This window comes from Kitasatospora sp. NPDC059146 (genome assembly GCF_042786665.1).
Lineage (GTDB): Bacteria > Actinomycetota > Actinomycetes > Streptomycetales > Streptomycetaceae > Kitasatospora.
Genome location: NZ_JBHZCY010000050.1, coordinates 1 through 23,060, shown reverse-complemented (window position 1 = coordinate 23,060; position 23,060 = coordinate 1). Strand labels below are relative to the sequence as shown.

Here is a 23,060-nt window from a genome sequence, read left to right as displayed (position 1 = left end):
GCTTTCTCGTTGTCCCGCGCCGCCGGCCCCGCCCCGGAGGGCCGGGCCGGAGCGGGCGGGTCAGGACTGGCCGGCCGGGAGGTCGGCACGGACCTCGAAGCCGCCGTCCTGGGTCGGACCGGCGGTGAGGGTGCCGCCCAGCAGCTGGGCGCGCTCGCGCAGCCCGACCAGGCCGTGGCCGCCGCCCGGCAGGGTCTCGGCCGGGCGGACCGGCGGCGCCTCGTTGCGGACCTCGACCCGCAGCCGGCGGCCCTTCGCCCGGACCCGCACGTGCACCACCGCCTCCGGGGCGTACTTGGTGATGTTGGTGAGCGCCTCCTGGACGGTGCGGTAGGCGGCCCGTTCGACCGCCTCCGGCCACGGGCGGTCACCGGGGTTCAGCTCGGAGTCGGCGGCCAGCCCGCTCTCCGCGATCAGCCGGGGCAGGTCGGCCAGCCGGGGCTGCGGGGCGAGCGGGGCGTCCGGGCGGGGGCCGCCGGTGCTGCGCAGCACCCCGACCATCTGGCGCAGCTCCTCCAGGGTCCGGACGGACAGCTCGCGGATGGTGCGGGCGGTGGTCGCGGCGGCCGGGTCGGTGGTGCTCACCTGGAGCGCGCCGGCCTGGATGCTGATCAGGCTGACCTGGTGCGAGACCACGTCGTGCATCTCCCGGGCCAGCCGGCCGCGCTCGCTGATCAGCACCCGTTCGGCGAGCAGCCGGCTCTCCCGCTCCTGGCCGCGGGTCAGTTCGTCCAGCCGGGCGGCCAGCTCCCGCCGGGTGCGGGAGAGCAGTCCGGTGGCGGCCGGGCCGGCGGAGAGCATCACGGCCTGGATGGCGTCCAGGGCGGTGTTCCGGCTGAGCTCGACCAGCGGGTTCGGCAGCGGCCAGTGGAAGAAGTCGACCAGGGTGAACAGGGCCGCGCAGGGGAACAGCACCGCCGCCCTGGGGCGCTCGGTGGCGACCGTGTAGACGGCGGTGATCGGGGCCAGCCAGATCGCCTCCACCCAGGTGCCGGGCATGGTGAGCAGCAGCACCGTCACCGGGAAGCGGCGCCGCCAGAACAGCGCCACGGCGGCCAGCACGGAGAGCGTCACCTGCCACCAGGTGGAGTCCCGGGACACCAGGGCGGCGTCCATCAGGGAGTACAGGACGGGCAGCAGCACCATCGGCCAGGGGGCGGTGCACCAGGCCGGCAGCCGTCGGGACGGCAGCTGGTCGGCGGCCGTCATGCCCCGTCGCCGGGCTTGGGCCGCACCAGGCCGGCCCGGTGGGCGAGCACGGCGGCCTGCACCCGGTTGGCGGCGCCGAGCTTGCCGAGGATCGCGCTGATGTGGTCCTTGACCGTGCCGGTGCCGAGGAAGAGCCGGTCGGCGATCTCGGCGTTGGACAGGCCCTCGCCGAGCAGGGCCAGCACGTCCAGCTCGCGGCCGGTCAGGGTGCGGGCCAGCGCGGTGGCCTCGGCGTCCGGGCCGCCGCCGTCCACGTAGCCGCCGATCACGGTGCGGGTGACGGTCGGGGAGAGGATGTTGCCGCCCGCGGCGAGCACCCGGACGGCGTGCACCAGCTGCTCGGGGGCGGTGTCCTTGAGCAGGAACCCGGTCGCGCCGGCCCGCAGCGCGGTGCCGATGTACTCGTCGGTGTCGAAGGTGGTGAGCATCGCGACGGCCGGCGGGTCGGGCAGGGCGCGCAGGCGGCGCAGCACCGAGATGCCGTCGAGGTCGGGCATCCGGATGTCGAGCAGCACCACGTGCGGGCGCAGGCGCTGGACGTGCTCCTCGGCCTGTCCGCCGGAGCAGTCGCCGACCACCTCCAGGTCGGGGGCGGAACCGACGATCAGGCCGAGGCCGGAGCGGACCAGGATCTCGTCGTCGACGATCAGCACGCGGGTGGTGGTGATGGGGGGCCTCCTCGGTTCGGGCGGCCGGGTTCGGTCGGTCCGCGGGGGTCGCTTTGAGAGTAGGGGTAGCCGGGGCGGGGTGCCGAACCCATGGGGGGTAAGAACCCCCGCCGTTCGGCGGGGGTGGGAATCCGCTACCCGGTTCACGCAATTTTCAGGAATGGTGCGGAACCATGGAGTTGGCTGCCTTTTCCGGCCGGTCGCTCGACGCGGGCGGTCGGTGGGCGGGGGTGGCCGGTCAGCCCGTCGGGCCCGTGCCGGCGCCCGGCGCCGGGCCGCGTGCGGATGCGCCCCACCATCTGATCGTTTGGAATTGAGCTGTGTCGTCCACTGTGAAGTCGGAGCCGTCCGCCACCTCCGCCGAGCCCCGGCCCGCCGGACCGCTCGACCGCTGGCGCCCGCGGGCCGCGGCCGCCTCGGTCTGGTACCTCCGGCTGCTGGCGCTGTTGAACGTGGCGACCGTGCTGCTGGTGCCCTGGGGGAACCAGGTCAACGAGCACAACGAGGGCGAGTACTTCACCCCGTACCTGATGACCTCCGGTCTGGCGGCCGCGGTGCTGTCGGTCTTCCTGGCGGTCGCGATGCGGCGGCGCAAGCGGGCCGCGTGGATCTTCAACGCGGCGCTCAGCAGCGTCTTCGCCCTGCTGTACCTGGCGGTCATGGTGCTGCCCGGCGAGCGCTTCAACAAGCACCCGCTCAACTACATCTCCACGGTGCTGACCTGCCTGTTCGTGCTGGCGCTGCTGATCGGGCGCAAGGAGTTCACCTCCAAGGGCGACCGCTCCAACCCGAAGACCGCGGCGGCCACCTTCGTCGGCGGGCTGTTCTTCGGCGGCGCCGTCGGCGCGCTGCTGGTCTGGATCACCAACGAGCTGAACGGGGCCGGCTGGTGGGACCTCTTCCGCTACTCGGTCGGCCGGATGATCACCATCACCCCGTCCGAGCACCTGCGCTCCGTGATCGCGGCCCCGACCTGGGTGAACGCGGCGATCAACGCGATGGGCGCGGTGCTGTTCCTGCTGGTGCTGTACGTGGCGTTCCGCAGCCCGCGCGGCAAGGAGCTGCTCAACCCCGAGGACGAGGCGAAGCTGCGCGGCCTGCTGGACAAGCAGGGCGAGCGCGACTCGCTCGGCTACTTCGCGCTGCGCCGGGACAAGGCGGTGGTCTTCTCCCCCAGCGGCAAGGCGGCGGTGACGTACCGGGTGATCGGCGGGGTCTCGCTGGCCTCGGGCGACCCGATCGGCGACCCGGAGGCCTGGCCGGGCGCGATCGAGGCCTGGCTGTCCGAGGCGCGCGAGCACGCCTGGGCGCCGGCCGTGATGGGCGCCTCCGAGGAGGCCGGGGTGATCTACGCCCGGCACGGGCTGGACGCGCTGGAGCTGGGTGACGAGGCGATCGTCGAGCTGGACGAGTTCTCGCTGGACGGCCGGGCGATGCGGGTGGTCCGGCAGGCGTACAACCGGGTCAAGCGGGCCGGGTACACGGTGCGGATCCGCCGGCACGAGGACATCTCCGAGGAGGAGATGGCGCGGCTGGTGTCCAAGGCCGACGAGTGGCGCGACGGGGCGACCGAGCGCGGCTTCTCGATGGCGCTGGGGCGGCTCGGCGACCCGGGCGACGGCCGCTGCGTGATGCTGGAGTGCAGTGACGGGGACGGCGAGCTCAAGGCGCTGCTGAGCTTCGTGCCGTGGGGCCCGGACGGGCTCTCGCTGGACCTGATGCGCCGGGCCCGGGACACCGAGAACGGCCTGATGGAGTTCATGGTCATCGAGCTGCTGCAGCGTGCGGAGGAGGTCGGGCTCAAGCGGGTGTCGCTGAACTTCGCGATGTTCCGCTCGGTCTTCGAGCGCGGTTCCAAGCTCGGTGCCGGTCCGGTGCTGCGGCTGTGGCGCTCCGTCCTCGGCTTCTTCTCGCGCTGGTGGCAGATCGAGTCGCTGTACCGCGCGAACGCCAAGTACCGGCCGATCTGGGAGCCGCGCTACCTGCTGTTCGAGAAGAGCAGCGAGATTCCCCGGATCGGCATCGCCAGCGCCCGCGCCGAGGGCTTCATCGTCGCGCCGAGCCTGCCCGCCCTGTTCCGGCGCCGGCACGCCGGGCCCGCCGTGGTGGCGCCCCGGGTGCCGGTGGCGGCCCGGGACGGGAAGGGGTAGCCCTCCGTCGGGGGGCGGAGGGGGGCCGGGCGGCCGGGGGCGGAGAAGGCCATCGGTCGTACGGGGGGTCCGGAGGGGGGATTCGTCTCCCTCCTGAGGATGACCTCGATCCCCATCCATGCCGATGTGGATTTGTTAACAGGCTTCTAATGTGGGAGTAGCTGACAAGTTCGGGGATTCGGGAGAAACGGTTGTGATTCACAGGACCCACGCGGGGGGCGTGCGAAAGGGGCTGCTGGCGCGAGCCAGAAAGGCCGCTGTCGCAGAGTGGGGGACGTTGTACCTGACGGTCCGCGACGCGGTGGTGCGCAAGAAGTTCGCCGCCTTTCCGCTGGCCACGACGGCGACGTTTCTGATCCTGCTGTTCAGCATCGTCCAGCACCTGCCGGGCGGTGAGCGGTTCGTCAACCACATCGGGGTGGTGCGGGCCTCGCTGCCGCTGGAGGTCTCGCTGCTGCGGACCCCGCTGTCGTTGTACGTGCCGGCCCTGGACCTGCCGGTGTGGGGAGCACTGGCCCAGGTCTTCGTGGTCTTCGCGATCGCCGAGGTCGTGCTCGGCCGGCGGATGACGCTGGTGGTCGCCTACGCGTGCACCCTGGCGGGCACGCTGTTCGCCCGGGTCGGCGTGGCGATGGGGCCGCACCACCTGTTCGGCTTCCCGAAGTGGGTCGCCTTCGTGCGGGACACCGGGCCCTCGGCCGCGGTGGTGGCACTGGCCATCTGCATCGCGTTCCGCACCCGGGCCTGGTTCACCGCCGCCACGGTGGTGGTGCTGATGGTCGGCGAGGCGGTCGTGCTGCCGAACCTGGCGGGCCTGGAGCACGTGGTCGCGGTGGTCACCGCGCTGCTGATCGCCGTCTCGGCCGAGGTCTTCGGGGACTTCTGGCCGCGGGTGCTGGCCGGGGTCGGCGCCGCCACCTCGGTGGCCACCGCGGCCTCCCGGGAGGTCGCGGCGGAGGCCCGGCGCCGTTCGGCGGGGGCCGTCATCCCCTGAGTGACCCTTCACCTTCCTTGTCGGCCGCGTACGGGGCGTTGCCCGTACGCGGCCGTCATGCGTGCGGGAGGGGCAGCTCGAACCAGACGACCTTGCCCACCGCCTTGCGGGCGGTGCCCCAGTGTTCGGCGAGCTTGGTGACCAGGGTGAGGCCGCGGCCGGTCTCGCCGAGCTGCTCGGCCGGTTCCAGCGAGGGCAGGTTGTGGTTGTCGTCGCTGACCTCGACCAGCAGCTTGTCCACCCGGATCAGCTGGAGCTGCACCCGGTCCCGGGCGACCCGGACGGCGTTCGTGACCAGTTCGCTGACCAGCAGCTCGGTGGTGTCGCTGAGCGCCTCCAGGTGCCAGGCGGCCAGCTGCTCGCGGACCAGGGAACGGGCCCGGCGCACCTCGCGCTGGTCCACGGTGAGGTTCCAGGTGGCCACCTCGGACGGGGCGACCCCGTCGAAACGGGCCACCAGCAGGGCGACGTCGTCCTTGCGGTCGTCCGAGTGCAGCCGGCGCAGCACCTCGTCGCAGGCCTGCTCGGGGCTCTGCTGCGGGTCGATCAGGTTGCCGCACAGCGCGGCCAGGCCCGCCCCTATGTCCCCGCCCCGGACCTCGACCAGTCCGTCGGTGCACAGCACCAGCATCGAGCCGTCCGAGACGTCGATGGTCTTGGCGACGAACGGCACCCCGCCGACGCCGATCGGCGCGCCGGCCGGGATCTCCAGCAGTTCCCCGCTGCCGTCCGGGTGCACCAGGACGGGTGGGACGTGGCCGGCGCTGGCCAGCTCGCAGGTCCGGTTGATCGGGTCGTAGACCGCGTACAGGCAGGTGGCGAGGTGGTCGTCGCCGAGCTTCTGGGCCAGGTTGTCCAGGTGCCGCAGCAGCTGGCCGGGCGGCAGGTCCAGGGCGGCGAGGGTCTGCATCGCGGTGCGGAAGCGGCCCATCGCGGCGGCCGAGTGGATGCCGTGGCCCATCACGTCGCCGACCACCAGGGCGACCCGGCTGCCGGGCAGCTGGATCGCGTCGAACCAGTCGCCGCCGACCTCGGCCTTCGGATCGCCGGGCAGGTAGCGGTGGGCGATCTGCACCCCGGGGATCTGCGGCGGGCGGGTCGGGATCATCGAGCGCTGGAGGGTGGTGGCGACCCTGGCCTCGGCGCGGTGCAGCCGGGCGTTGTCCAGCGACAGCGCGGCCCGTACCGCCAGCTCCTTGAGGGTGGCGGCGTCGCTCTCGTCGAAGGGGGCGCGGTCCGGCAGCCGGAGCAGCTTGAGGATGCCCAGCACGGTGCCCCGGGCGGACAGCGGGACCACCAGCATCGAGCGGCCGGAGACCACCGGGGCCAGCCGGGCGCCGCCGAGCGCGATCGCGTAGTCCACCGCGACGTCCGCGCTGACCACCGGGACCAGCACCGGCTGGTTCAGTTGCAGGGCCAGCCCGGGCGGGGTCCGGCGCGGCATGCTGACCAGCGAGCCCTCGGAGAGCACGTGGTCCCAGGCGCCGCCGGTCTGGTTGAAGACCAGGGCGACCCGGCGCAGCATGGTGTCGTCGTCGGGGCGGGAGACCGGTAGCTCGGAGTCCGAGATCAGGCCGTCCACGAGGTCCACGCAGGCGAAGTCGGCGACCCGGGGGACCAGCACCTGGCACAGCTCGTGGGCGGTGAAGCCGAGGTCCAGGGTGGTGCCGACCTTGCCGCCGACCTCGTTCAGCAGGGCCAGCTGTTCGCCGGCCTGGCCGTTGGTGAGGAACGGGCCCAGTCGGCCGCTCGGCGGTCCCTCGGCGCCGGTGGGGGCGGGGACGGCGCCGGGCGGGGCCTGGTGTGGGCGGCGCGGCGGGAGGCCGTGGGCGGACGACTCGACGGCGGCCTGCGGCTCGATGGTGGCTCCTCCTCCGGTGCGTGGGGGTGTCTCGCGGCCGGGGGCCGGGAGCGGGGCGGGCGGGGCACCGACGACCGCGGTGGGCCGCTCGCCGGGGGCGTGCGGGGCGGGGTCGAGCCGGGCCGGTTCGCGTTGGGCGGGCAGCGGGCCCTGGGGACGGCGGCCCGGCGCGGACTGGTCGGCCTGCGGCGGCGGACCGAGCCGGGCCGCGCGCTGCTGGGGCGTCGGGTAGCGGCGGCCCAGGCCGGCGGCCACGTGGGCGGTGCCGGCCTGCGGATCGGAGGGCAGCACCGCCAGCACGGTGGTCGCGTCCAGCCGCAGTGCGGGCAGCCCGCCCAGGGCGGCGGCCGCGCGCAGCGGGGCCCGGAGGGCGGCGGGCAGCAGCCGGGCCAGCGGCTCGGGCAGCTCGGCGGCCGGCGGGGTGAGGGCGGCGGTCAGCCCGTGGAAGCCGCCCCGGGCGCCGGGCGCCGCGGCGAAGGGCAGCAGGCGCTCGCCGAGGGCGAGCCGCGGTCCGGAGCTGCGCAGCGGGCGGGCGTCGGCGGCGAGCGCGAGCAGTCCGCCGGCCGGGCCGGGCAGCGGGTAGGCCCACCAGAGCACGTCGCGCTGGTGCTCCTCCCGGTCGGTCACGGTGAGCCGCCCGGCCCAGGGGCGCCCGGCGGCGGTCAGCCCGGCCAGGGTGTCGAGGGCGTCGCAGCGGCGGCGCACCGCGCAGCGGCCGAGCACCCGTGCCTCCAGGGCGGGCAGCAGGCCCGAGGCCGGGCGGTCGGTGGCGGCCTCGGCGCGGTGCCCGAACAGCTCCTCGGCGGCCCGGCTCCACTGGGCGATCCGGCCGGCCCGGTCGACCACGACGAGGGCGAGCCGGACCAGGGCGGCCACTCCGGTCGGGTGGTCGCCCGGCGCGGTCTCGGCGCCCGCCGGAAGCGGTGTGGAGTTGGACTCGGCCACCATGGATTCGGTCTGCTCCCGCCTGGCCACCGCGCCCGGGGCGGCCGTTTCTCCGGAGGAAGGCACGCTGTGCGGATACCAGCGAAGCACGGACCGGGCCGGGCCCGACACCGAAACGGGGAGATTCATCAGGATCGGTTGCGTGTCACGTGCCGCGCGCCGGTCCGCACGCCCGCTTCACCCGGACGGCGGCCCGGAACGCGGCGGTAGGGTGGCAGGCCGGGCCGCCCGCGCGGCGGCTCCGCAGGAAGCCGGCCGGACGGACGAGACAGAGGCGAGATCGTGACCGCGCAGAGCCCCGCCCGCTGGACGGACCCGGAGCAGCAGGAGCTGGAGGAGCGGGTCGCCGCCGCCGAGCTGGCCTGGCTCAGCATGGACGTGGACGTCCAGACGCTGCGGGTCGAGATCGACAACTTCGCCCTGATCCACCACCAGCTGCTCGGCCCGCTCTACGCCCGGCTGGACGAGCTCGACGCGCTGGTCGCCGAGGCCGTCGCGGCCCGCACCGGGGACCCGGAGGACCGGCGGCGGGCCACCGAGGCCCGGCAGCGGGTCGAGGAGCTGCCGGACCTGGACGCGCTGTTCGACTCCGTACGGGAGAAGTCCGCGGAGGGCGCGGAGGAGGCCGTCCCGCCGCCGCCCGCCGCGCCCGCCCGGGTGCGGCCCGGGAAGGAGGCCCAGCGGATCTACCGCGAGCTGGTCCGCCGCGCCCACCCCGACCTCACCACCGACCCCGGCGAGCAGCAGCGCCGGGCGGACTTCCTGGTCCGGGTGAACGAGGCCTACGCCTACGGGGACGCCGCCGTGCTGGAGGGCCTCGCCGCCGAGTGGTCCACCGCGCCGGAGGCCGCGCCCGCCGTCGACTCCCCCGACCGGCTGGGCTGGCTGCGCCGCCGGCTGGACTGGCTGACCGCCAAGATCACCGAGACCGCCACCGAGCAGGTCCGGCTGGAGCAGACCCCGATGGGCCAGCTGCTCGCCCTCGCCCCGCAGGACCCGGACCGGCTGCTGGAGCAGCTCGCCGAGGAGCTGCTCGCCAAGGCCGCCGCACAGCAGGCCGAGCTGGAGCGGCTGCTCGGAACCCCGGATCCGGCCCACCGGCCGACGGCGGTGGGCGACAATGGCACCGGCCCCACCGACTCCACCGACCCGCACCGAGCCCAGGAGAGCCCCACGATGTTCGCGCAGATCCCCTCCACCGACGCCGCCTCCGTGCCGGCCGATGCCGCCCTGCTGGACGTGCGCGAGCAGGACGAGTGGGACGCCGGCCACGTGGACGGCGCGCTGCACATCCCGATCGGCGAGGTGATCGCCCGGATCGGCGAGCTGCCGGAGGAGAAGCTGTACGTGCTCTGCCGGGTCGGCGGCCGCTCCGCGCAGGTCGTCCAGTACCTGGTGCAGCAGGGCCGGGAAGCGGTGAACGTGGACGGCGGGATGTACGCCTGGGAGGGCGCCGGCCGTCCGATGGTCAGCAGCACCGGCCAGGCCGCCTTCGTCCTGTAGGACCTCCGGAACCTCGCGGTGCCCGCCCGGGGACGGGTAGGGCAGGATGGGCGCGCGACGCGCCGGTACCGGCCGGCGGCGCGCCGACCGGGCGGGGAGGCCATGACGGGCAGCACGGACCGGGCCGCCCCGGGGAGGGTCTGGTCGACGCCCGCGCAGCTCGTCCTCGGCCTGGCCGCCGCGGTGCTGGTCAGCGGCACCGGGCTGTTCCTCGCCGCGGTGTTCCTGCACGTCGCCCCCGCCAACACGCTGTCCCGGCAGTACCGGGACGAGGTCGACGGGATCGTCTACCCGGAGTTCGAGCAGAACTGGAAGCTGTTCGCCCCCAACCCTTTGCAGCAGAACGTCGGCGTGGACGCCCGGGTGCGCACCGTCGCGGACGGCGGCGCCACCCGCACCCATGACTGGACCGGGCTGACCGCGCAGGACATCGCGGCGATCCGGGGCAACCCGGCGCCCAGCCACGTCGACCAGAACCTGCTGCGCCGGGCCTGGGACTTCTACGACGGTTCCCACGACGCCCAGGACGGGAAGCCGACCAACTCGCGCGGCCGGCTCGCCGAGCAGTACCTCAAGCGGATCGCGTTGCAGCGGATCGGCCGGGAGGTGGACGGCGAGCGGGTGCTGGAGATCCAGTTCCGGGCGACCACGGCGACCGTGCCGCCGCCGTCCTGGAGCGGTGAGGCCGCGCCGCCCGCGCCCAGGGTGCGGGAGCTGCCGTGGTGGCCGGTCGGGGACGAGGACTACCGGGGGCTGGGGTGAACGAGGGGGCGGTGGAGCCCGTGGCGTTGGGCGTGGACCCTGCGGCGCCGACCGTGGCGGGCGGGCCGGTGGAGCCGCGGCCGCTGGACGGCGTGCCGCTGCTGGACGGCGTGCCGCGGCAGGGCGGACCGTCCGTCGCCCCGGCGGGCCCCGGGCCCGGCGCGGCGCCGCGCCGGCCGGTCGCCGCCCTCGGGCGGGCGATGGAGGCCTTCACCGGGCGGGCGCTCGGACGGCACCAGGCCGCGGCGGTGCGGATCGGCTTCGGGCTGGTCTGGCTCGCCTACCTGCTGCGCGAGTGGCCCAACCGGCGGGTGCTGTACGGCGACCGCTCGCCCTGGTCGATGGAGCTCGCCCAGCGGCTGCTGGCCGACGACGGGGCGTTCACCGTGCTGCCCTGGTTCGGCGGGCGGCTCTGGTTCGAACTGGTCTACCACCTGGCCCTGCTGGCCGCCCTGGCGGTGCTGCTGGGCTGGCGGACCAGGGCGAGCACCGTCCTGTTCCTGGTCACCGTGCTGTCGCTGCAGAACCGCGACGTCCTGCTCGGCGACGGCGGCGACAACGTCGTCCACCTGATGGCCGTCTACCTGGTCTTCACCCGCTGCGCCGAGGTCTGGTCGCTGGACGCGCGCCGGGCCCGGCCCGGGCGGGGCGGGGTGGTGCTCTGGGCCCTGCTCGGCGCGGTGCTGGCCGTCTGTCAGGCCGGCGACTTCTCCGGGGACAGCCTCACCTGGACCGGGCCGGCCTTCCCGTACCTCGGCTGGGCGCCGCTGTTCTGGGGGCTCTGGGCGGTCTCCGGGATCTGGTGGACGCTCGGCCGGCTGCGGCCGGCGGGCGAGCCGCGGGCCGTGCTCGACGCGCTGGCGAACATGGTGCACAACTGCGCGATGCTGGTCATCGCCACCGAGGTGGTGCTGGTCTACGCCACGGCCGGCTGGTACAAGGTGCAGGGCTCGCGCTGGCAGGACGGCACGGCCCTGTACTACCCGCTGCACCTGGACTACTTCGCGCCCTGGCCGGGGCTGTCGGCGCTGGTCGGCTCGGCACTGCTGCCGGTCTTCCTGATCTCGTACGGCACGGTGGTCCTCCAGGTCGCGTTCCCGTTCACGCTGCTCAACCGGCGGGTCAAGAACGCGCTGCTGGCGGTCCTGATGCTGGAACACCTGGGGATCGCGGTGGTGCTCGGGCTGCCGGTGTTCTCGCTCGCGATGGTCGCGGCGGACGCGGTGTTCCTGCCGACGGGGGCCCTGCTGTGGGCGGCGGCGCGGCTGGGGCGGCTCGGGCAGCGGTGGCGGAGGTCGGGGCCGACGGCAGCCTAGGATGGCGGTATGTCCTGGTTCGCCGCCCTTCGTGACACCGCGCGGACCGGACTCACCCTCGACCGGGCGCTCACCGATCCCAAGCGCGCGCTGCGCGGGGCGGTCGCCGTGGCGCTGGTGCTCTTCCCCACGCTCGCCCTCGGCGGGGTCGGGCTCGCCACCTCGGCCGCGATGGGCGCGTTCATCGCCGGTTCGGCCACCTTCCAGCGCAGCTTCCGGCCCCGCGCCAGTCTGGCCGTCGCGGCCGGCGTCGGGCTCGGGATCAGCACCTTCCTCGGCTACCTCGCCGCCGGGGTGTACGGGCTGTTCCCGGTGCTGCTCGCGGTGTGGGCCTTCGGCGCGGGACTCGCCTGGGCGATCGGCCCCACCGCCGGAGTGGTCACCGCGAACACCCTCTCGGTGATGCTGATCGTGGTCCAACTCCCGGTCAGCGCGGCCGCCGCGCTCGGCCACGGACTGGTCGCCGCGCTCGGCGGCGTCGCCCAGGCCGTCGTCATCACCCTGTGGCCGATCGGCAGTTGGAGCGCCCAACGGGCCGCGCTCGCCGACACCTTCGCCGAACTCGCCGACTACGCGCGCCGGTTGCGCCAGGACCCGACCGCGCACGTGGACCCGGAACCGTTCATGACCGCCCGGCACGCCTCCGCCGTCACCCCCTGGCAGGACCGCCACCGGCCGCCCGAACTGCGCGGCCTGCGCGGCATCGCCGAGCGCATCCGCCCCACCCTCGCCGCGCTCGCCGACCCCAAGGTCGGCGCCCCCGAGGAGGGGCCGGAACGCGACCGGGCCCGGGAGGTGCTGGCCGCCGCCGCCGAGGTGATGGACGCCCTCGCCCGGGCCGTCCGCACCGGCGACCCCGTCCGGCTCCCCCGGTCGGCGCCCGCGCTGACCCTGGTCCGGCCGGACCAGGGGGCGCAGTTGCAGGGGGCGGCCCGGCGCTCTGCCCGGCGGCTCGGCGGGCTGCTGCGCAAGGCCGCGGACACCCTGGACCGCAACGACGAGGACACCATCACCACGCCCGTGGTCGGCGCCGGCGGGGCGCTGCACAAGCCGTCGATCTCGCGGATGCTGCCGGTCGCGCTGCGGGCCGTACGGCGGCAGCTGCGGCCGCGGTCGGCGATCTTCCAGCACGCCGTCCGGCTCGCCGGGGTGGTCACCGCCGCCTACCTGCTGGCCCGGCTGGCCGGGTTCCACCACGGGTACTGGGCGCCGATGACCGCGGCCATGGTGATGCGGCCCGACTTCGCCCAGACCTACAGCCGGGGGGTCGCCCGGCTGGCGGGGACGGTGGTCGGGGTCGCCGTTTCGACGCTGGTGGTGCAGTTGGCCCATCCCGGGGAGTGGGTGCTGGCCTCGCTGGCGGTGCTGTGCATCGGCGGGGCGTACCTGGCGTTCCGGACGGGGTACGCGCTGACGACGGTCGGGATCTCCTCGTACGTGGTGTTCCTGCTCGGGCTGCAGGCCGGGGATCCGCTGGTCACGGCCTTCGAGCGGGTCGGACTGACGCTGCTCGGGGGGTCGCTGGCGCTGCTGACGTACGCGCTGTTCCCGACCTGGCAGACCGCGCGGCTCGGGGAGCGGCTCGCCGAATGGCTGGCGGCGGCCGGACGGTACGCGGCGGCGGTGGTCGACTGCTACGAGGATCCGGCGGCGCCGCGGGGGCGGGCGGTGCGGGCGGCGCTGCTGGACTCGCGGGAGGCGCGGTCGGAGCTGTTGCAGGCGATGCAGCGGGCCGATGCGGAGCCGGGGCGGCACGAGTCGGGGCTCAGCGGGGTGACCCGGCGCCAGATCGACCGGGCGCGGGCCGCGGTGGGGCACCTGGGGCGGGCGGCGGTGCTGCTGGAGGCCCATCTGCCGGCGGCCGACGCGGAGCCCGTGCCGGGGGCGGCGGAGTACGCGGAGGAGCTGCGGTTGGCGACGGCCTTGGCGGCGGGGGCGTTGCTGACGGGGCGGGCGGTGGAGTTCGGGGCGGTGCGACAGGCGCAGGTGCGGTTGGAGGAGGGCCTGGGGGAGGGAGCGGGGGCGGGGGTGCAGGGGGACGTGGTGCGGGCCGGGACCCGGTTGGTGGGGGTGGCCCTGCGGGATCTGGAGCGGGCTCTGCGGGGGAGTTCGGAGAATCTGCGGGGGAGTTCGGAGAAGGAGAAGCGGTAGGGGGCCGGGGGCGGGGTGGGTTTCCTCGTGCGGGCGCGCGGGCTCCGGCCCTGCGCGCCCGCTCGGGGTCCGGGGTCAGGCGGCGGTGTGGGCGGCGCGGAGCCAGTTGGTGAACTCGCAGGCGAAGTGCCACTGGTGGCCGGTGGGGAGGTGGTCGGGGGCGGCCTCGGGGAACTGGACGGTGAGGCGGATCCGGAGGCCGGCGGGGGTGTCGGCGAACTCGTGGAGGACGCGGAGGATCTCGGTGCCGTCGGCGAGGGTGCCGGTGCCGGCGATGTGGGTGGGGAAGGTGGTGGGGACGGGGACGTCGTCGTGGAAGCGGAGGAAGAAGCGGGTCGGGGTGGTGCCGAGGGTTTCGATGATCTCGACGCGGTCGGCGGTGGAGTCGGCGAGGTAGTGCTCGGGGTTGGCGGCGAGCAGGGCGGTGCGGTCGCCGGCCCGGAGGCGGCCCTGCCACCAGGCGAGGAACCGGGTGGCGTCGATGCCGGTGGCGGTGAGTTCGGTGACGGCGGTGCGCCAGCGGCCCCGGGAGGCGTGGGCCCAGGTGGTGAGGGCGGCGTCGGCCTCGGCGGTGTAGGGGGTGAGGAGTTCGCGCATCCGGTCGTCGCCGAGGCGCTGCTTGAGCAGGTGCAGGGCGGCGCGGGCGCGGTCGAGCTCCCAGGCGAGGACGGCTTCGCGGGGCTGGGGGACGCCGTCGAGTGCGGTGTGGACGGTGAGGGGGGTGGTGGTGGGCATGGTGGCGCTCCTCGGGGAGGGCGATAGGCGGAGAGTTTTTCTCCGGTTGGCTGGACGCTAGCATAGGGGGAGAGAAGTTCTCCGGTTAGGGAGTGGTGGATGAGGGCCGACGCGGAACGCAGCCGGCGCAGGATCCTGGACGCCGCCTGCGAGGTGTTCCTGGAGCGCGGGCCGGACGCCCCGTTGGACGCGGTGGTCCGGCGGGCGGGCGTCGGGCCGGGCACGCTCTACCGGCGTTTCCCCGACCGGGAGGCCTTGGTGCGGGCACTGGTCACCGATCTGCTGGGCCGGCTCACCGGGGCGGCGGAGGAGGCGCGGCGGGCGGAGGACGATCCGTACCGGGCGCTGCGCCGGTTCGTGCACGCGGCCGCCGATCTGCGGATGGGGGCGGCGATCGTGGTGCTGCTCGAACGGCTGGTGGTGGACGGGGAGTTGGTGGCCGCCCGGCGGGGTGCGGTGACGGCGGTGGAGGGACTGCTGCGGGCTGCCCGGGACGCCGGCAAGATCCGGGCGGACGTGGGGATGGGGGATCTGGTGCTGCTCTGCGTCCGGGTCTCCCGGCCGCTGCCGGGGGCGTTGGCCGCGCTGGACGCGGACGGGGCGTTGGTGCACCGGCATCTGGATCTCGCGTTGGCCGGGTTGGCCGCCGAGGGCGGCCCGGTGGGGGTGCCGCTCGGGTTCGACGAGGTGATCGCGGCCGCCGGGCGGCCCGGGGAGCCGGGGGTGGGAGAGTGAGCGGCATGGACGACGAGCTGGTGCGGGACTGGCGGGCGGCCGAGCGGGGCGCGGTGCTGCTGGACGGGTTCCACCCGCTGAAGCACGCGCTGCGGTTCGGGGGCGAGGTCCGGCGGGTGCTGACGGCCGACCGGGGGGCCCTGCTGGCACTGGCCGGGGAGTTGGCGCCGGACGTGGTCCCGGCGCTGGACGCGCTGGCGGTGGAGGTGGCCGAGGAGCGGCTGCGGGGGCTGGCGCCGCGGCTGCATCCGACCGGGGTGGTCGGGTTGGCGGCGCGGCCGTCGGTGGCCGCGAACCGGGAGGCGTTGGGGCGGCTGCCGCGGCGGGCGCCGGTGGTCGTGCTGGAGAATCCGCGGAACCTGGGGAACGTCGGGGCGGTGATCCGGCTGGCGGCCGGGTTCGGGGCGACCGGGGTGGTGACCACGGGCGAGTTGGACCCCTGGCACCCGACGGTGCTGCGCGGGAGCGCGGGACTGCACTTCGCCACCGCGGTGGAGCGGGTGGACCTGCCGGAGCTGCCGGCCGGGCCGTTGTACGTGCTGGACCCGGAGGGCACGGACATCCGGGACCTGCCGTTCCCGGACGACGCGCTGCTCGCCTTCGGCACCGAGCGGCACGGGGTGTCGGCGGAGCTCAAGGAGCGGGCCGACCGGCTGGTCGCGGTGCCGATGCAGGCGGGGGTGTCCAGCTTCAACCTGGCGACCAGCGTGGCGATGGGGCTGTTCCACTGGATGTCGGGCCGGTGCTGAGGCGCGGCGCCCGGGCGGTGCCGCGACCGCGGGGGCCTCAGGGGGACGGCGGCGGGGTGCCGGCGTCGATGTCGTGGCCCTTGTGGTGGACCAGGAAGTCCCAGGTGTCCTTGCCCGGGATGCCGTCGGCCTCGCCGCCGCGCCAGCCCTGGGCGAGTTGGAAGGCCTGGGTGGCCCTGCGGTCGGCCTCGCCCCAGCGGGGGCCGGGGCCCTCGGCGTAGAAGCGGGCGCCGCCGCGCTGCGCCAGCAGCTGCCCGAGCCTGGTGACGTAGCCGTTGTCCGCGCCGGGGCCGAACTCCTGCGCGCCGGGGAAGGCGTCGGTGCTGCCGGTGCCGTCGCTGCTGCCGCCGGACAGGCCGGTGTAGCGGTACGGGAGGTAGGAGCCGGAGTTGTTCCAGTAGGCGTACGGGGTGGAGCGCTTCCTGGTGCCCGGGGAGGTCTGCTCGTAGGCGACGTACCGGGTGCGGGAGGAGTCCGTCCAGCCGCCGAAGATCGTCACGTGCGAGCCGGCCTGGGGGTTGGCCGGGTTGTTGTAGATCAGCGCGTCGCCGGGCTGGAGGTCGTTGCGGTCGATCCGTTCGGCGAAGTTCGGCAGGGTCCAGGTGGTCTGGCTGCTGCCGAGGCCCCAGGCCATCGAGACGAAGCCGGAGCAGTCCTGGCGGTAGCCGTCCGACCAGTAGCGGCCCATGCCGTACGGCACGGCCTGGTCGACCCAGGCCTGGGCGCGCTGGATGATCCGGGCCCGGGTGACGGGCTGGGCGGCGGGCTGCGGGGCGGCGGAGCGGGCGCCGGGGTCCTGGCCGTAGAGGCCGCTGACCTCGCCCTGCGGGGTCCGCGGGGGCTGGGCGGTGCTGCTGCCGCCCGGGGTGGGGCCGGGGGCGGGTGCCGCGGCGGCGGTGCCGCCGCCTATCGCGGTGCCGACGGCGGCCACCAGGACGGCGGCCCGGCGGCGGGTGCTGCGGGCCGCGGCGTGCCCGCCCTCGTGGACCGGGGCGGCGTGCAGCCGGGCGCGGCGGCGGGCGTTGCAGCCGCCGCATATGCAGTCCTCCTCGGGGTCGACCTCGGTGAACTCCATCAGCGGTGAGGGGCCGTCGGTGAGGGTCATGCCCCGCCTCTTTCCTGGTCGGCGCGCCTGACGGCGGGACGGGAGTGCTCGTCCCGGTCCGACCGCGTGTCATCGGGAACCAAAGGTCCCAGAGCGGGCGGGGTGCGGCGCGGCGGATTGCGCCGGACGGGTGAGGACCCTCCCCCGGCCTTCGGTCGGGGGCCCGTACGGAACTGACCCGTGGTCAGTGCGGGTTGGCGGGCGAGTACTCGGGATCGGTCCAGGTCAGCGGGGTGGCGTCGGCGATCTCCCGGACCCCGGTGACGGTCAGTTCGACCATACGCTCGGCGCCGGGGGCGGCCCGCCGGGCCTCCTCGGACCAGTCGGTGCGGGCCTCGCCGGTGATCAGCAGGGCCCCGCCGGTCTCCCAGTCGGGCAGCAGCAGTCCGGCCCGCGGGTCCAGCTCCAGGTTCCCGAGGGTCAGGAACATGCTGTTGCCGCGGTACTCGGGCCAGCGGACGGTGTCCGGCGCCACCGCCTCCAGGAAGCCGGGGAAGCCGCCGCGGTGCGAGGCGTCCACCCGGCCGTCGGGTCCACAGGTGGCGATGAAGAAGGTGTCGGCGGTGGCCGCGGTCAGCCGCTGGGCCGTGGTCAGGACCGGCCCGTCGGCGACCGTGCGGGGCGTGCCCGCGCCCGGGCGGTCCAGCGGGCTGCGGCGCTGGATGTACTTCGGGCAGTTGGACACCACCTCCTCGGCACGGACCACCAGCCCGCCCCGGCCGTCCGGCACCGAACGGCCGTTGAGCCGCATCCGGCGGCGGCCGGCCGGGTCCAGGGCGATGGTGCCGAGCTGGGCGGGGCGGGCCAGGGCCGCGGCCAGCGGGTCGGCCTCGGACGGGTGGGCGGCGATCGTCACGGTGTGCTCGTCCGGGGCCCGCAGGAAGCCGGCCGGGCCGGACAGCTGGGTGGCCCAGACCCGGCCGTCCTGGTCGGCGGCGCCGACCACCAGCGTCCGGCGCTCGGTGAGGAAGCGGGCGGCCACGGCCGGGACGGTGCTGCGGATCGACCGGCCCGCGTGGTCGGCCCGCTCGGTCACTCCGGCGCGGGCCTGGGCCCTGCGCTCGCCGGGGTGGTAGGGGGTGCTGGTGGCGGTCATCCCGTTGCCTAGAAGAAGCCGCAGGTCGGGGCGTCGGCGTGGGGGGCCTCGGCGGCGGTGTCGGCCAGCCCGGTGCGGGTGTAGACCTCCAGCCGGATGCCGTCCGGGTCCGTGAAGAAGACGCCGCCGGAGGCGGAGCCCTCGCTGTGCGGGACGACGCCGTCGTAGGCGAACTCGGCGCCCAGGGTGCGCAGCAGTTCCTCGGTGGCGCGGACCTCGTCGAGGTCCGCCACCTCGAAGGAGAGGTGGTGCAGGCCGGGGGTGGTGGTGGGGAAGGTGCCGGTGCTCTGCTGCCAGAGGGTGACCACCAGGCGGCCGTCGCGGCCGAGCAGGGCGTAGCGGCGTTCGGGGTCGGTGCCCCGGTGGGTGAGTTCGAGGCCGAGGACGGTCCGGTAGAAGTCGACCGAGCGGTCGAGGTCGGTGACGTTGAGGCCCACGTGGCCGGTCTGCAGGGTGCGGAGTGCGGTGGTGCCGGACATGCCTGGTCCCTCCCGGTGGGTTCCGGCGGGGCGACTGCCTAACCGGTACTAATGAGGTTATGGGTTAGATGATGGAGCGTCAACCGATGGAGCGGCTTGAAGGGGTCAGGTTTCCGGGAGGGGACGCGGAAGCCCCGCCGGACCTGGTGGTCCGACGGGGCTCCGGTGGGCTTCGGTGGTGCGGTGGTGCCTAGGGCCATTCCCAGCGGATGCCGATGTGGCCGGGCTGCTGGTCCGGGGCCAGGACGTGGGCGCTCGCCGAGGCGCCGATCCACAGTTGCTCGCGGCGGTGGTCGACGTCCGCGCCCGGCTCGCGGTCGTAGCGCTCGCAGTGCACCGGGACGGCCGCCGGGTCGAAGTGCACCTGGAGCACGTACTCGCGCACCGTGGTGGCGAAGCGGCGGCTGTACTCCATGGTCGGGCCGCCGGGCGGGATCTCCACCTCGTACTCGAAGACCGTGCTGTCGCCGAGCCCGAGCGGGCGGTCCAGCATCAGCTCGGCGACGGTCAGGCCGACCTCCGGGCGGCGGCGGACCCGGCCCAGCCGGCCGTGCCGCACCGAGGTGATCTCCGGGCAGCCGGTGGCCTCCTCGTCGGCCTTGTGCACGACCAGGCAGCGGCCGACGCCGCCGACGGTGGCGCGCACCACCTGGCGCATCCGCAGCAGGTTGGCGCGCCGCTCGGCGTCCACGTAGTACGAGTCGTGGATGCTGAGCCGCTCCAGCTCGCCGGCCGGCGGGGCGTCCAGTTCGGCGAAGATCTCGGCGATCTCCTGCTCGCCCGGCCAGACGTCCTCCAGCCCGAGGTGGAGGGTGTTGGCGGCGGCGGCCCAGCGGCCGCGCGGGCGGGGCGGGCCGAGCAGTGAGGAGAGCGCGCTGTGCGGCAGGCCGAGCAGTTCCTCCAGCAGGTGGACGGCGCGCAGCGAGCTGGCCCGTTCGGGCTGGCTGCGGCCGCGGCGCCAGTAACTGAGCGTTGTGACACTGACCCTGACGCCGCGTTGGGCGAGTGCGGCGCGGATCCGGTCCAGGCTGAGGCCGCTGGCCTCGATCGCCAGGTGCAGGGCGTCCGCGAAGCCGCCGGCCGGGGCCGGTCGGCCGGCGGACGGCGCCGGGGGCCCCGGGGTCGGGGCGGGCGCCTGGACGGGCGGGTCGGGGCGCTCCGTACGCGATCCGACCAGCCGCAGCCGCGCGGCGTCCTGAGGCTGCTGTGCGGCCATGCGGTGAACCTCCCCACCAGGTGGATTCGGTGGCACCGGACCGGCGCCGGGGCGCGCTGTGAGCGGCTTCACCGAGCTTTGGGGAACCCTATGCACCGTCGAGAGGCTACGTCATCAGTCGTGCGGATGACAGTGGTCACAGCAGGTGGACCGGATGGTTAGCGATCTTGAAACAGTTCGGAAACACGGCCGGAACGCGACGTCGGGAACGGTGCGGAACCGGGCGCAAACGGACACCGCCGGGGCGGGCCCTGACGGCGCCGCCCCGGCGGGGGTCTACGTGGTGCTACCGGCCGGTGATCACTTGACGTTCAGGGCGACGTCGTCGATCACGAAGCTGGTCTGGTTGGAGCCGTCCTCGGTGCCGGTGAACTTGAGGGTCACGCTACGGCCGGCGAAGGAGGTCAGGTCCACGGTCTGCTGCACGTAGCCGGCGGCCGCGTCCACGTTGGACCAGGTCTTCACGGTGGTGCCGTTCGCCTGGAGGGTCAGCGTGTCGTACGGGGTGGAGCCGGTCTCCGCGGTGTCGATGTGCAGCGCGAAGGTGAGGGTCGCCGAGGCGCAGCCGGCCGGGACGGTGACGGTCTGCGACAGGGTGTCGGTGTGGGCGCTGCCGTAGCCGTCCAGCCAGGCCTTCCAGCTGCCGGAGTGGGCCGGCTCGGAGGTGCCGTTGTCGACGACGCCCGAGGAGGTGCTCCACGGGGCGGCGGTGCCGGTCTCGAAGCCGCCGTTGCCGATCAGCTGGGCGGCGGTGCAGCCCCCGCCGGTCGGCGGGGTGGTGCCGCCGGTGCTGCCGCCGCCGAGCAGGGCGGTGGTCAGGGCGTCGGCGACCGGGGTGCCCCAGCCGGTGACCTGGTCGTAGCCGGTGCCGGCCGAGAAGTCCTGGTTGGCGCCGGTGGTCACGTCGTGGAAGGTGCTGCCGTAGCTGCTGCTGTTGGCGACCGCGTACAGCTTGGGGTTCGCCTCGCCGAGGGCGGGCTGCCCGGCGGCCTTGGCCTTCTGGTTGACCTGGGCGGCGTAGCCGGCCCACAGCGGCGCGGCCGCGCTGGTGCCGCCGTAGATGTTCCAGCCGCCGCCGGTGTAGATCGCGAAGCCGCTCTGCGGGTCGGCGTTGGAGGCGACGTCCGGGACGGTGCGCATGGTGCCGCCGATGCCGGTGCCGGTCTGCCAGCTCGGCTTGCCGAACACGGTGGAGACGCCGCCGCCGGCGGTGCTCCAGGCGCTCTCCGAGGAGTAGCCGTTGCCACCGGTGACCTGGAGGTTGGTGCCGCCGACGCCGGTCTGGTGCGGGCTGGAGGCCGGGAAGTCGACCGAGGTGACGCTCGCGCCGCTGGCGGAGCGGGTGCAGTCCTTGGAGCCGTCGTCGCCGGAGGCGGAGAAGACCGAGATGCCCTGGGCGGCGGCCTGCTTGAAGGCGTTGTCGACGGCGGTCATCGAGGAGGCGGTGGTGTCCGGCTCGCAGGTGCCCCAGGAGATCGAGATGACCGAGACCTTGTTGTCGGCCACGATCTTGTTGGCCATGTCGATCTCGCCCTGGTCGCTGTTCGGGGCCTCGTAGAGCAGCTGGGTGGCCTTGGGGGCCGCGCCGCGGACGATCTCGCTGTCCAGCTCGACCTCGCCCTCGCCCTGGCCGGGCGAGGAGTCGTAGTTCGCGCCGTCCACCGGAACGGTGGTGACGGCCGGGCCGGTCAGGCCGTACTGGGAGTCGTAGGTGGTCAGGTCCGAGGACTTGTAGCCGTCGAACTCCCAGAGGGCGACCGTGGTGCCGGTGCCGTCGGCGCCGGTCCTGTCCAGGTTGTACGCGCCCCGGTACTGGGCCGGGGCCATGCCCTTCGGGGTGGCGGTGGCGGCGTTCGGGGTCACCGAGTGCGGGGCGGCGATCCGGCCCTTGCGCACCGCGTGGTTGTCCAGGCCGCTCAGGCCCTGGACCACGGAGGCCAGTTCGGCGGGGATCGAGGCGGCGCCGTCGTTGGCGAAGAAGGTGCGCTGCTGCTGCGGGTCGAGGTACGAGCTCTCGTGGGTGCCGAAGGCCTGCGAGACCTGCGCGGCGGTGCCGTGGGCGTTGACCACCTGGCGGTTGGCGCTGACGTCGCCGACGGTCAGGCCCTGGGCGGTCAGGTAGGCCTTGACCTGGTCGACGGCCTGCTGGGTGGGCGCGTACCGCGCGCTGAACTGCTCCGGCGTCAGGTACGTGCCGTACTCCGGGGTGCCGGGGGTGGCGACGGCGGCGAGGAAGCGGTCCAGCCCGGCGGAGTCGCGCAGCTTGAGGCTGACGGCCACCGAGATCTGCTGCTCGGCCGGGACGTCACCCTTCTTCTCCGAGTGGGCCACCGCGGGGTTCACGGTGTTCGGCAGGGCGACGCGCGGGGCGGCGTGCGGGGTGGCGGCCTGTGCGGTGGCGACGCCGAGGGAGACGGCGGTCAGCGGCAGGACGGCTATCGCCGCGGCGATGGCGAGGGAACGGTGACGCAACGGATCCTCCTCCGGCCGGCTGTGGGGAGCCGGCAAGGGGCAAGGCGTCCCGAGGGGTTCAGGAACGCTGGCTAGAACATGTCAGAGCGGATCGGTGCGGTGGATCATGGTCCGGCAATTCGTTGCTAAAAAACAGTCAACTGTGGAGGGCCGGAAATCCGGGCGTTCCATACAGTGAATGGCCGCTGTTCCGGGAACGGTCCACACCAATTCCCGGTGCGGGAGCGGACGTAGAATCGGGCCGAGCCGAGGGAGAGCGATGACTGACCTGATGCCGGACCCGAGGGACCACCGACCGCTGACCGGCGAGCCGCTCGCCCTCGACCTGCTCAACACCCGCTGGTCCGGAACGCCCGTCAACGACGCGCTCACCGACGTGGAGCAGTACGGGATCTGGCTCTCCTCCAACGGGCTGACCGAGCGCTGCCCGGCCGACGCGGCCGGACTGGCGGCGATCCGGCAGACCCGCGAGGCGGTCCTGCTCGCGGCCCAGGACGCCCGCGAGCGGGGCGAGTTGGGCGAGCGGGCGCGGGCCGGGCTGGACGCGGTGCTGGCGCACGGACGGATCCGGCGGACGGCCGGGCCGGGCGGGGCCGAGGAGCGGGTCGAGGCCGACCGGCCGGAGTGGCTGGCACCCTGGCTGGCGGCCGACGACTTCCTCGCGCTGCTCGGACAGGGCGCCCACCGGGTGAAGCAGTGCGCACACGAGGCGTGCATTCTGCATTTCTTCGACGCCTCGCAGAACGGGCGCCGGCGGTGGTGCCGGATGGCGGTCTGCGGGAACCGGGCGAAGGCGGCGCGGCACTACGTGAAGGCGCGGGGTTAGGGCCTGTCCGGCGGATCTTGGCAGATCAGCGCGCGGCGTTGGGCGCCCGGCTGGGCGTGCGCCCGAGTCGGCCTCGTACTGGACGTAC

Annotated in this window: 18 protein-coding genes; 9 read left to right on the top strand and 9 right to left on the bottom strand. The window is 74.6% G+C overall.

The window, feature by feature from the left end; all coding sequences use genetic code 11:
• Positions 1-60: 60 nt before the first annotated feature.
• Both ACFXPX_RS21780 and ACFXPX_RS21775 read right to left on the bottom strand, forming a co-directional pair.
• Complete coding sequence (locus tag ACFXPX_RS21780) at positions 61-1,209, bottom strand: sensor histidine kinase (protein WP_375891878.1); 1,149 nt, start codon at positions 1,207-1,209, stop codon at positions 61-63.
• Complete coding sequence (locus ACFXPX_RS21775; protein WP_229928260.1) at positions 1,206-1,856, bottom strand: response regulator transcription factor; 651 nt, start codon at positions 1,854-1,856, stop codon at positions 1,206-1,208. The genes ACFXPX_RS21780 and ACFXPX_RS21775 overlap by 4 nt, the downstream gene beginning before the upstream one ends.
• Before the next feature lie 341 nt (positions 1,857-2,197).
• Here ACFXPX_RS21775 and ACFXPX_RS21770 point away from each other — a divergent pair, with 341 nt between their 5' ends.
• Positions 2,198-4,027 carry a phosphatidylglycerol lysyltransferase domain-containing protein gene (locus ACFXPX_RS21770; protein WP_380525516.1) on the top strand — a complete coding sequence of 610 codons (1,830 nt, stop codon included), beginning with the start codon at positions 2,198-2,200 and terminating at the stop codon, positions 4,025-4,027.
• 277 nt (positions 4,028-4,304) lie between these two features.
• On the top strand, positions 4,305-5,021 hold the full coding sequence (locus ACFXPX_RS21765) for a hypothetical protein (protein WP_380642838.1): 717 nt from the start codon (positions 4,305-4,307) through the stop codon (positions 5,019-5,021).
• Between the two features lie 55 nt (positions 5,022-5,076).
• Here ACFXPX_RS21765 and ACFXPX_RS21760 read toward each other — a convergent pair whose 3' ends face one another.
• Positions 5,077-7,893: a SpoIIE family protein phosphatase gene (locus ACFXPX_RS21760; protein ID WP_380642837.1), complete on the bottom strand. Its 2,817-nt coding sequence runs from the start codon at positions 7,891-7,893 to the stop codon at positions 5,077-5,079.
• A gap of 216 nt (positions 7,894-8,109) precedes the next feature.
• Here ACFXPX_RS21760 and ACFXPX_RS21755 point away from each other — a divergent pair, with 216 nt between their 5' ends.
• The 4 genes from ACFXPX_RS21755 to ACFXPX_RS21740 all read left to right on the top strand — a co-directional run bounded on the left by ACFXPX_RS21755 (position 8,110) and on the right by ACFXPX_RS21740 (position 13,559).
• Positions 8,110-9,330: a rhodanese-like domain-containing protein gene (locus ACFXPX_RS21755; protein WP_375891884.1), complete on the top strand. Its 1,221-nt coding sequence runs from the start codon at positions 8,110-8,112 to the stop codon at positions 9,328-9,330.
• A gap of 102 nt (positions 9,331-9,432) precedes the next feature.
• Complete coding sequence (locus ACFXPX_RS21750) at positions 9,433-10,092, top strand: DUF5819 family protein (RefSeq protein ID WP_380642835.1); 660 nt, start codon at positions 9,433-9,435, stop codon at positions 10,090-10,092.
• 32 nt (positions 10,093-10,124) lie between these two features.
• Entirely contained in the window at positions 10,125-11,408 is a 1,284-nt protein-coding gene (locus tag ACFXPX_RS21745; RefSeq protein ID WP_380642858.1) for an HTTM domain-containing protein, read from the top strand.
• A 9-nt stretch (positions 11,409-11,417) separates the two neighbouring features.
• Positions 11,418-13,559, top strand: coding sequence for an FUSC family protein (locus ACFXPX_RS21740; protein ID WP_375891888.1), 2,142 nt, complete (start codon positions 11,418-11,420; stop codon positions 13,557-13,559).
• Between the two features lie 75 nt (positions 13,560-13,634).
• Here ACFXPX_RS21740 and ACFXPX_RS21735 read toward each other — a convergent pair whose 3' ends face one another.
• Entirely contained in the window at positions 13,635-14,294 is a 660-nt protein-coding gene (locus ACFXPX_RS21735) for a hypothetical protein (RefSeq protein WP_380642833.1), read from the bottom strand.
• A 99-nt stretch (positions 14,295-14,393) separates the two neighbouring features.
• Between ACFXPX_RS21735 and ACFXPX_RS21730 the strand changes: the two genes are divergently transcribed.
• On the top strand, positions 14,394-15,029 hold the full coding sequence (locus tag ACFXPX_RS21730; protein ID WP_375891891.1) for a TetR family transcriptional regulator: 636 nt from the start codon (positions 14,394-14,396) through the stop codon (positions 15,027-15,029).
• A 5-nt stretch (positions 15,030-15,034) separates the two neighbouring features.
• Positions 15,035-15,778, top strand: a complete 744-nt coding sequence (locus ACFXPX_RS21725; RefSeq protein ID WP_380642831.1) for a TrmH family RNA methyltransferase — start codon at positions 15,035-15,037, stop codon at positions 15,776-15,778.
• Positions 15,779-15,815: 37 nt separating this feature from the next.
• Here the strand turns inward: ACFXPX_RS21725 and ACFXPX_RS21720 are convergent, their stop codons facing one another.
• The 5 genes from ACFXPX_RS21720 to ACFXPX_RS21700 form a co-directional block, all read right to left on the bottom strand.
• The gene (locus ACFXPX_RS21720; RefSeq protein ID WP_380532289.1) at positions 15,816-16,883 is read right to left on the bottom strand and encodes a peptidoglycan-binding protein; all 1,068 of its coding nucleotides are present in this window, start codon (positions 16,881-16,883) and stop codon (positions 15,816-15,818) included.
• A 184-nt stretch (positions 16,884-17,067) separates the two neighbouring features.
• Positions 17,068-17,979, bottom strand: coding sequence for a pyridoxamine 5'-phosphate oxidase family protein (locus tag ACFXPX_RS21715; RefSeq protein ID WP_380642829.1), 912 nt, complete (start codon positions 17,977-17,979; stop codon positions 17,068-17,070).
• Positions 17,980-17,987: 8 nt separating this feature from the next.
• Positions 17,988-18,458: a VOC family protein gene (locus tag ACFXPX_RS21710; RefSeq protein ID WP_380592967.1), complete on the bottom strand. Its 471-nt coding sequence runs from the start codon at positions 18,456-18,458 to the stop codon at positions 17,988-17,990.
• A 190-nt stretch (positions 18,459-18,648) separates the two neighbouring features.
• Positions 18,649-19,674 carry an XRE family transcriptional regulator gene (locus ACFXPX_RS21705; protein WP_375891899.1) on the bottom strand — a complete coding sequence of 342 codons (1,026 nt, stop codon included), beginning with the start codon at positions 19,672-19,674 and terminating at the stop codon, positions 18,649-18,651.
• Between the two features lie 300 nt (positions 19,675-19,974).
• The gene (locus tag ACFXPX_RS21700; protein WP_380642827.1) at positions 19,975-22,146 is read right to left on the bottom strand and encodes a protease pro-enzyme activation domain-containing protein; all 2,172 of its coding nucleotides are present in this window, start codon (positions 22,144-22,146) and stop codon (positions 19,975-19,977) included.
• A 259-nt stretch (positions 22,147-22,405) separates the two neighbouring features.
• On the opposite strand from ACFXPX_RS21700, the gene ACFXPX_RS21695 reads away from it, so the two are divergent.
• A complete protein-coding gene (locus tag ACFXPX_RS21695; RefSeq protein WP_375891903.1) occupies positions 22,406-22,972 on the top strand; it encodes a CGNR zinc finger domain-containing protein in 567 nt (188 codons plus the stop codon).
• The last annotated feature ends 88 nt before the right edge of the window (positions 22,973-23,060 follow it).

What these genes read in the sequence shown, in the direction of transcription:
- ACFXPX_RS21705 (WP_375891899.1), bottom strand. Translation starts at nt 19,674, where the DNA reads ATGGCCGCACAGCAGCCTCAGGACGCCGCGCGGCTGCGGCTGGTCGGA.
- ACFXPX_RS21710 (WP_380592967.1), bottom strand. Translation starts at nt 18,458, where the DNA reads ATGTCCGGCACCACCGCACTCCGCACCCTGCAGACCGGCCACGTGGGC.
- ACFXPX_RS21740 (WP_375891888.1), top strand. Translation starts at nt 11,418, where the DNA reads ATGTCCTGGTTCGCCGCCCTTCGTGACACCGCGCGGACCGGACTCACC.
- ACFXPX_RS21725 (WP_380642831.1), top strand. Translation starts at nt 15,035, where the DNA reads ATGGACGACGAGCTGGTGCGGGACTGGCGGGCGGCCGAGCGGGGCGCG.
- ACFXPX_RS21750 (WP_380642835.1), top strand. Translation starts at nt 9,433, where the DNA reads ATGACGGGCAGCACGGACCGGGCCGCCCCGGGGAGGGTCTGGTCGACG.
- ACFXPX_RS21735 (WP_380642833.1), bottom strand. Translation starts at nt 14,294, where the DNA reads ATGCCCACCACCACCCCCCTCACCGTCCACACCGCACTCGACGGCGTC.
- ACFXPX_RS21780 (WP_375891878.1), bottom strand. Translation starts at nt 1,209, where the DNA reads ATGACGGCCGCCGACCAGCTGCCGTCCCGACGGCTGCCGGCCTGGTGC.
- ACFXPX_RS21715 (WP_380642829.1), bottom strand. Translation starts at nt 17,979, where the DNA reads ATGACCGCCACCAGCACCCCCTACCACCCCGGCGAGCGCAGGGCCCAG.
- ACFXPX_RS21695 (WP_375891903.1), top strand. Translation starts at nt 22,406, where the DNA reads ATGACTGACCTGATGCCGGACCCGAGGGACCACCGACCGCTGACCGGC.
- ACFXPX_RS21730 (WP_375891891.1), top strand. Translation starts at nt 14,394, where the DNA reads ATGAGGGCCGACGCGGAACGCAGCCGGCGCAGGATCCTGGACGCCGCC.
- ACFXPX_RS21720 (WP_380532289.1), bottom strand. Translation starts at nt 16,883, where the DNA reads ATGACCCTCACCGACGGCCCCTCACCGCTGATGGAGTTCACCGAGGTC.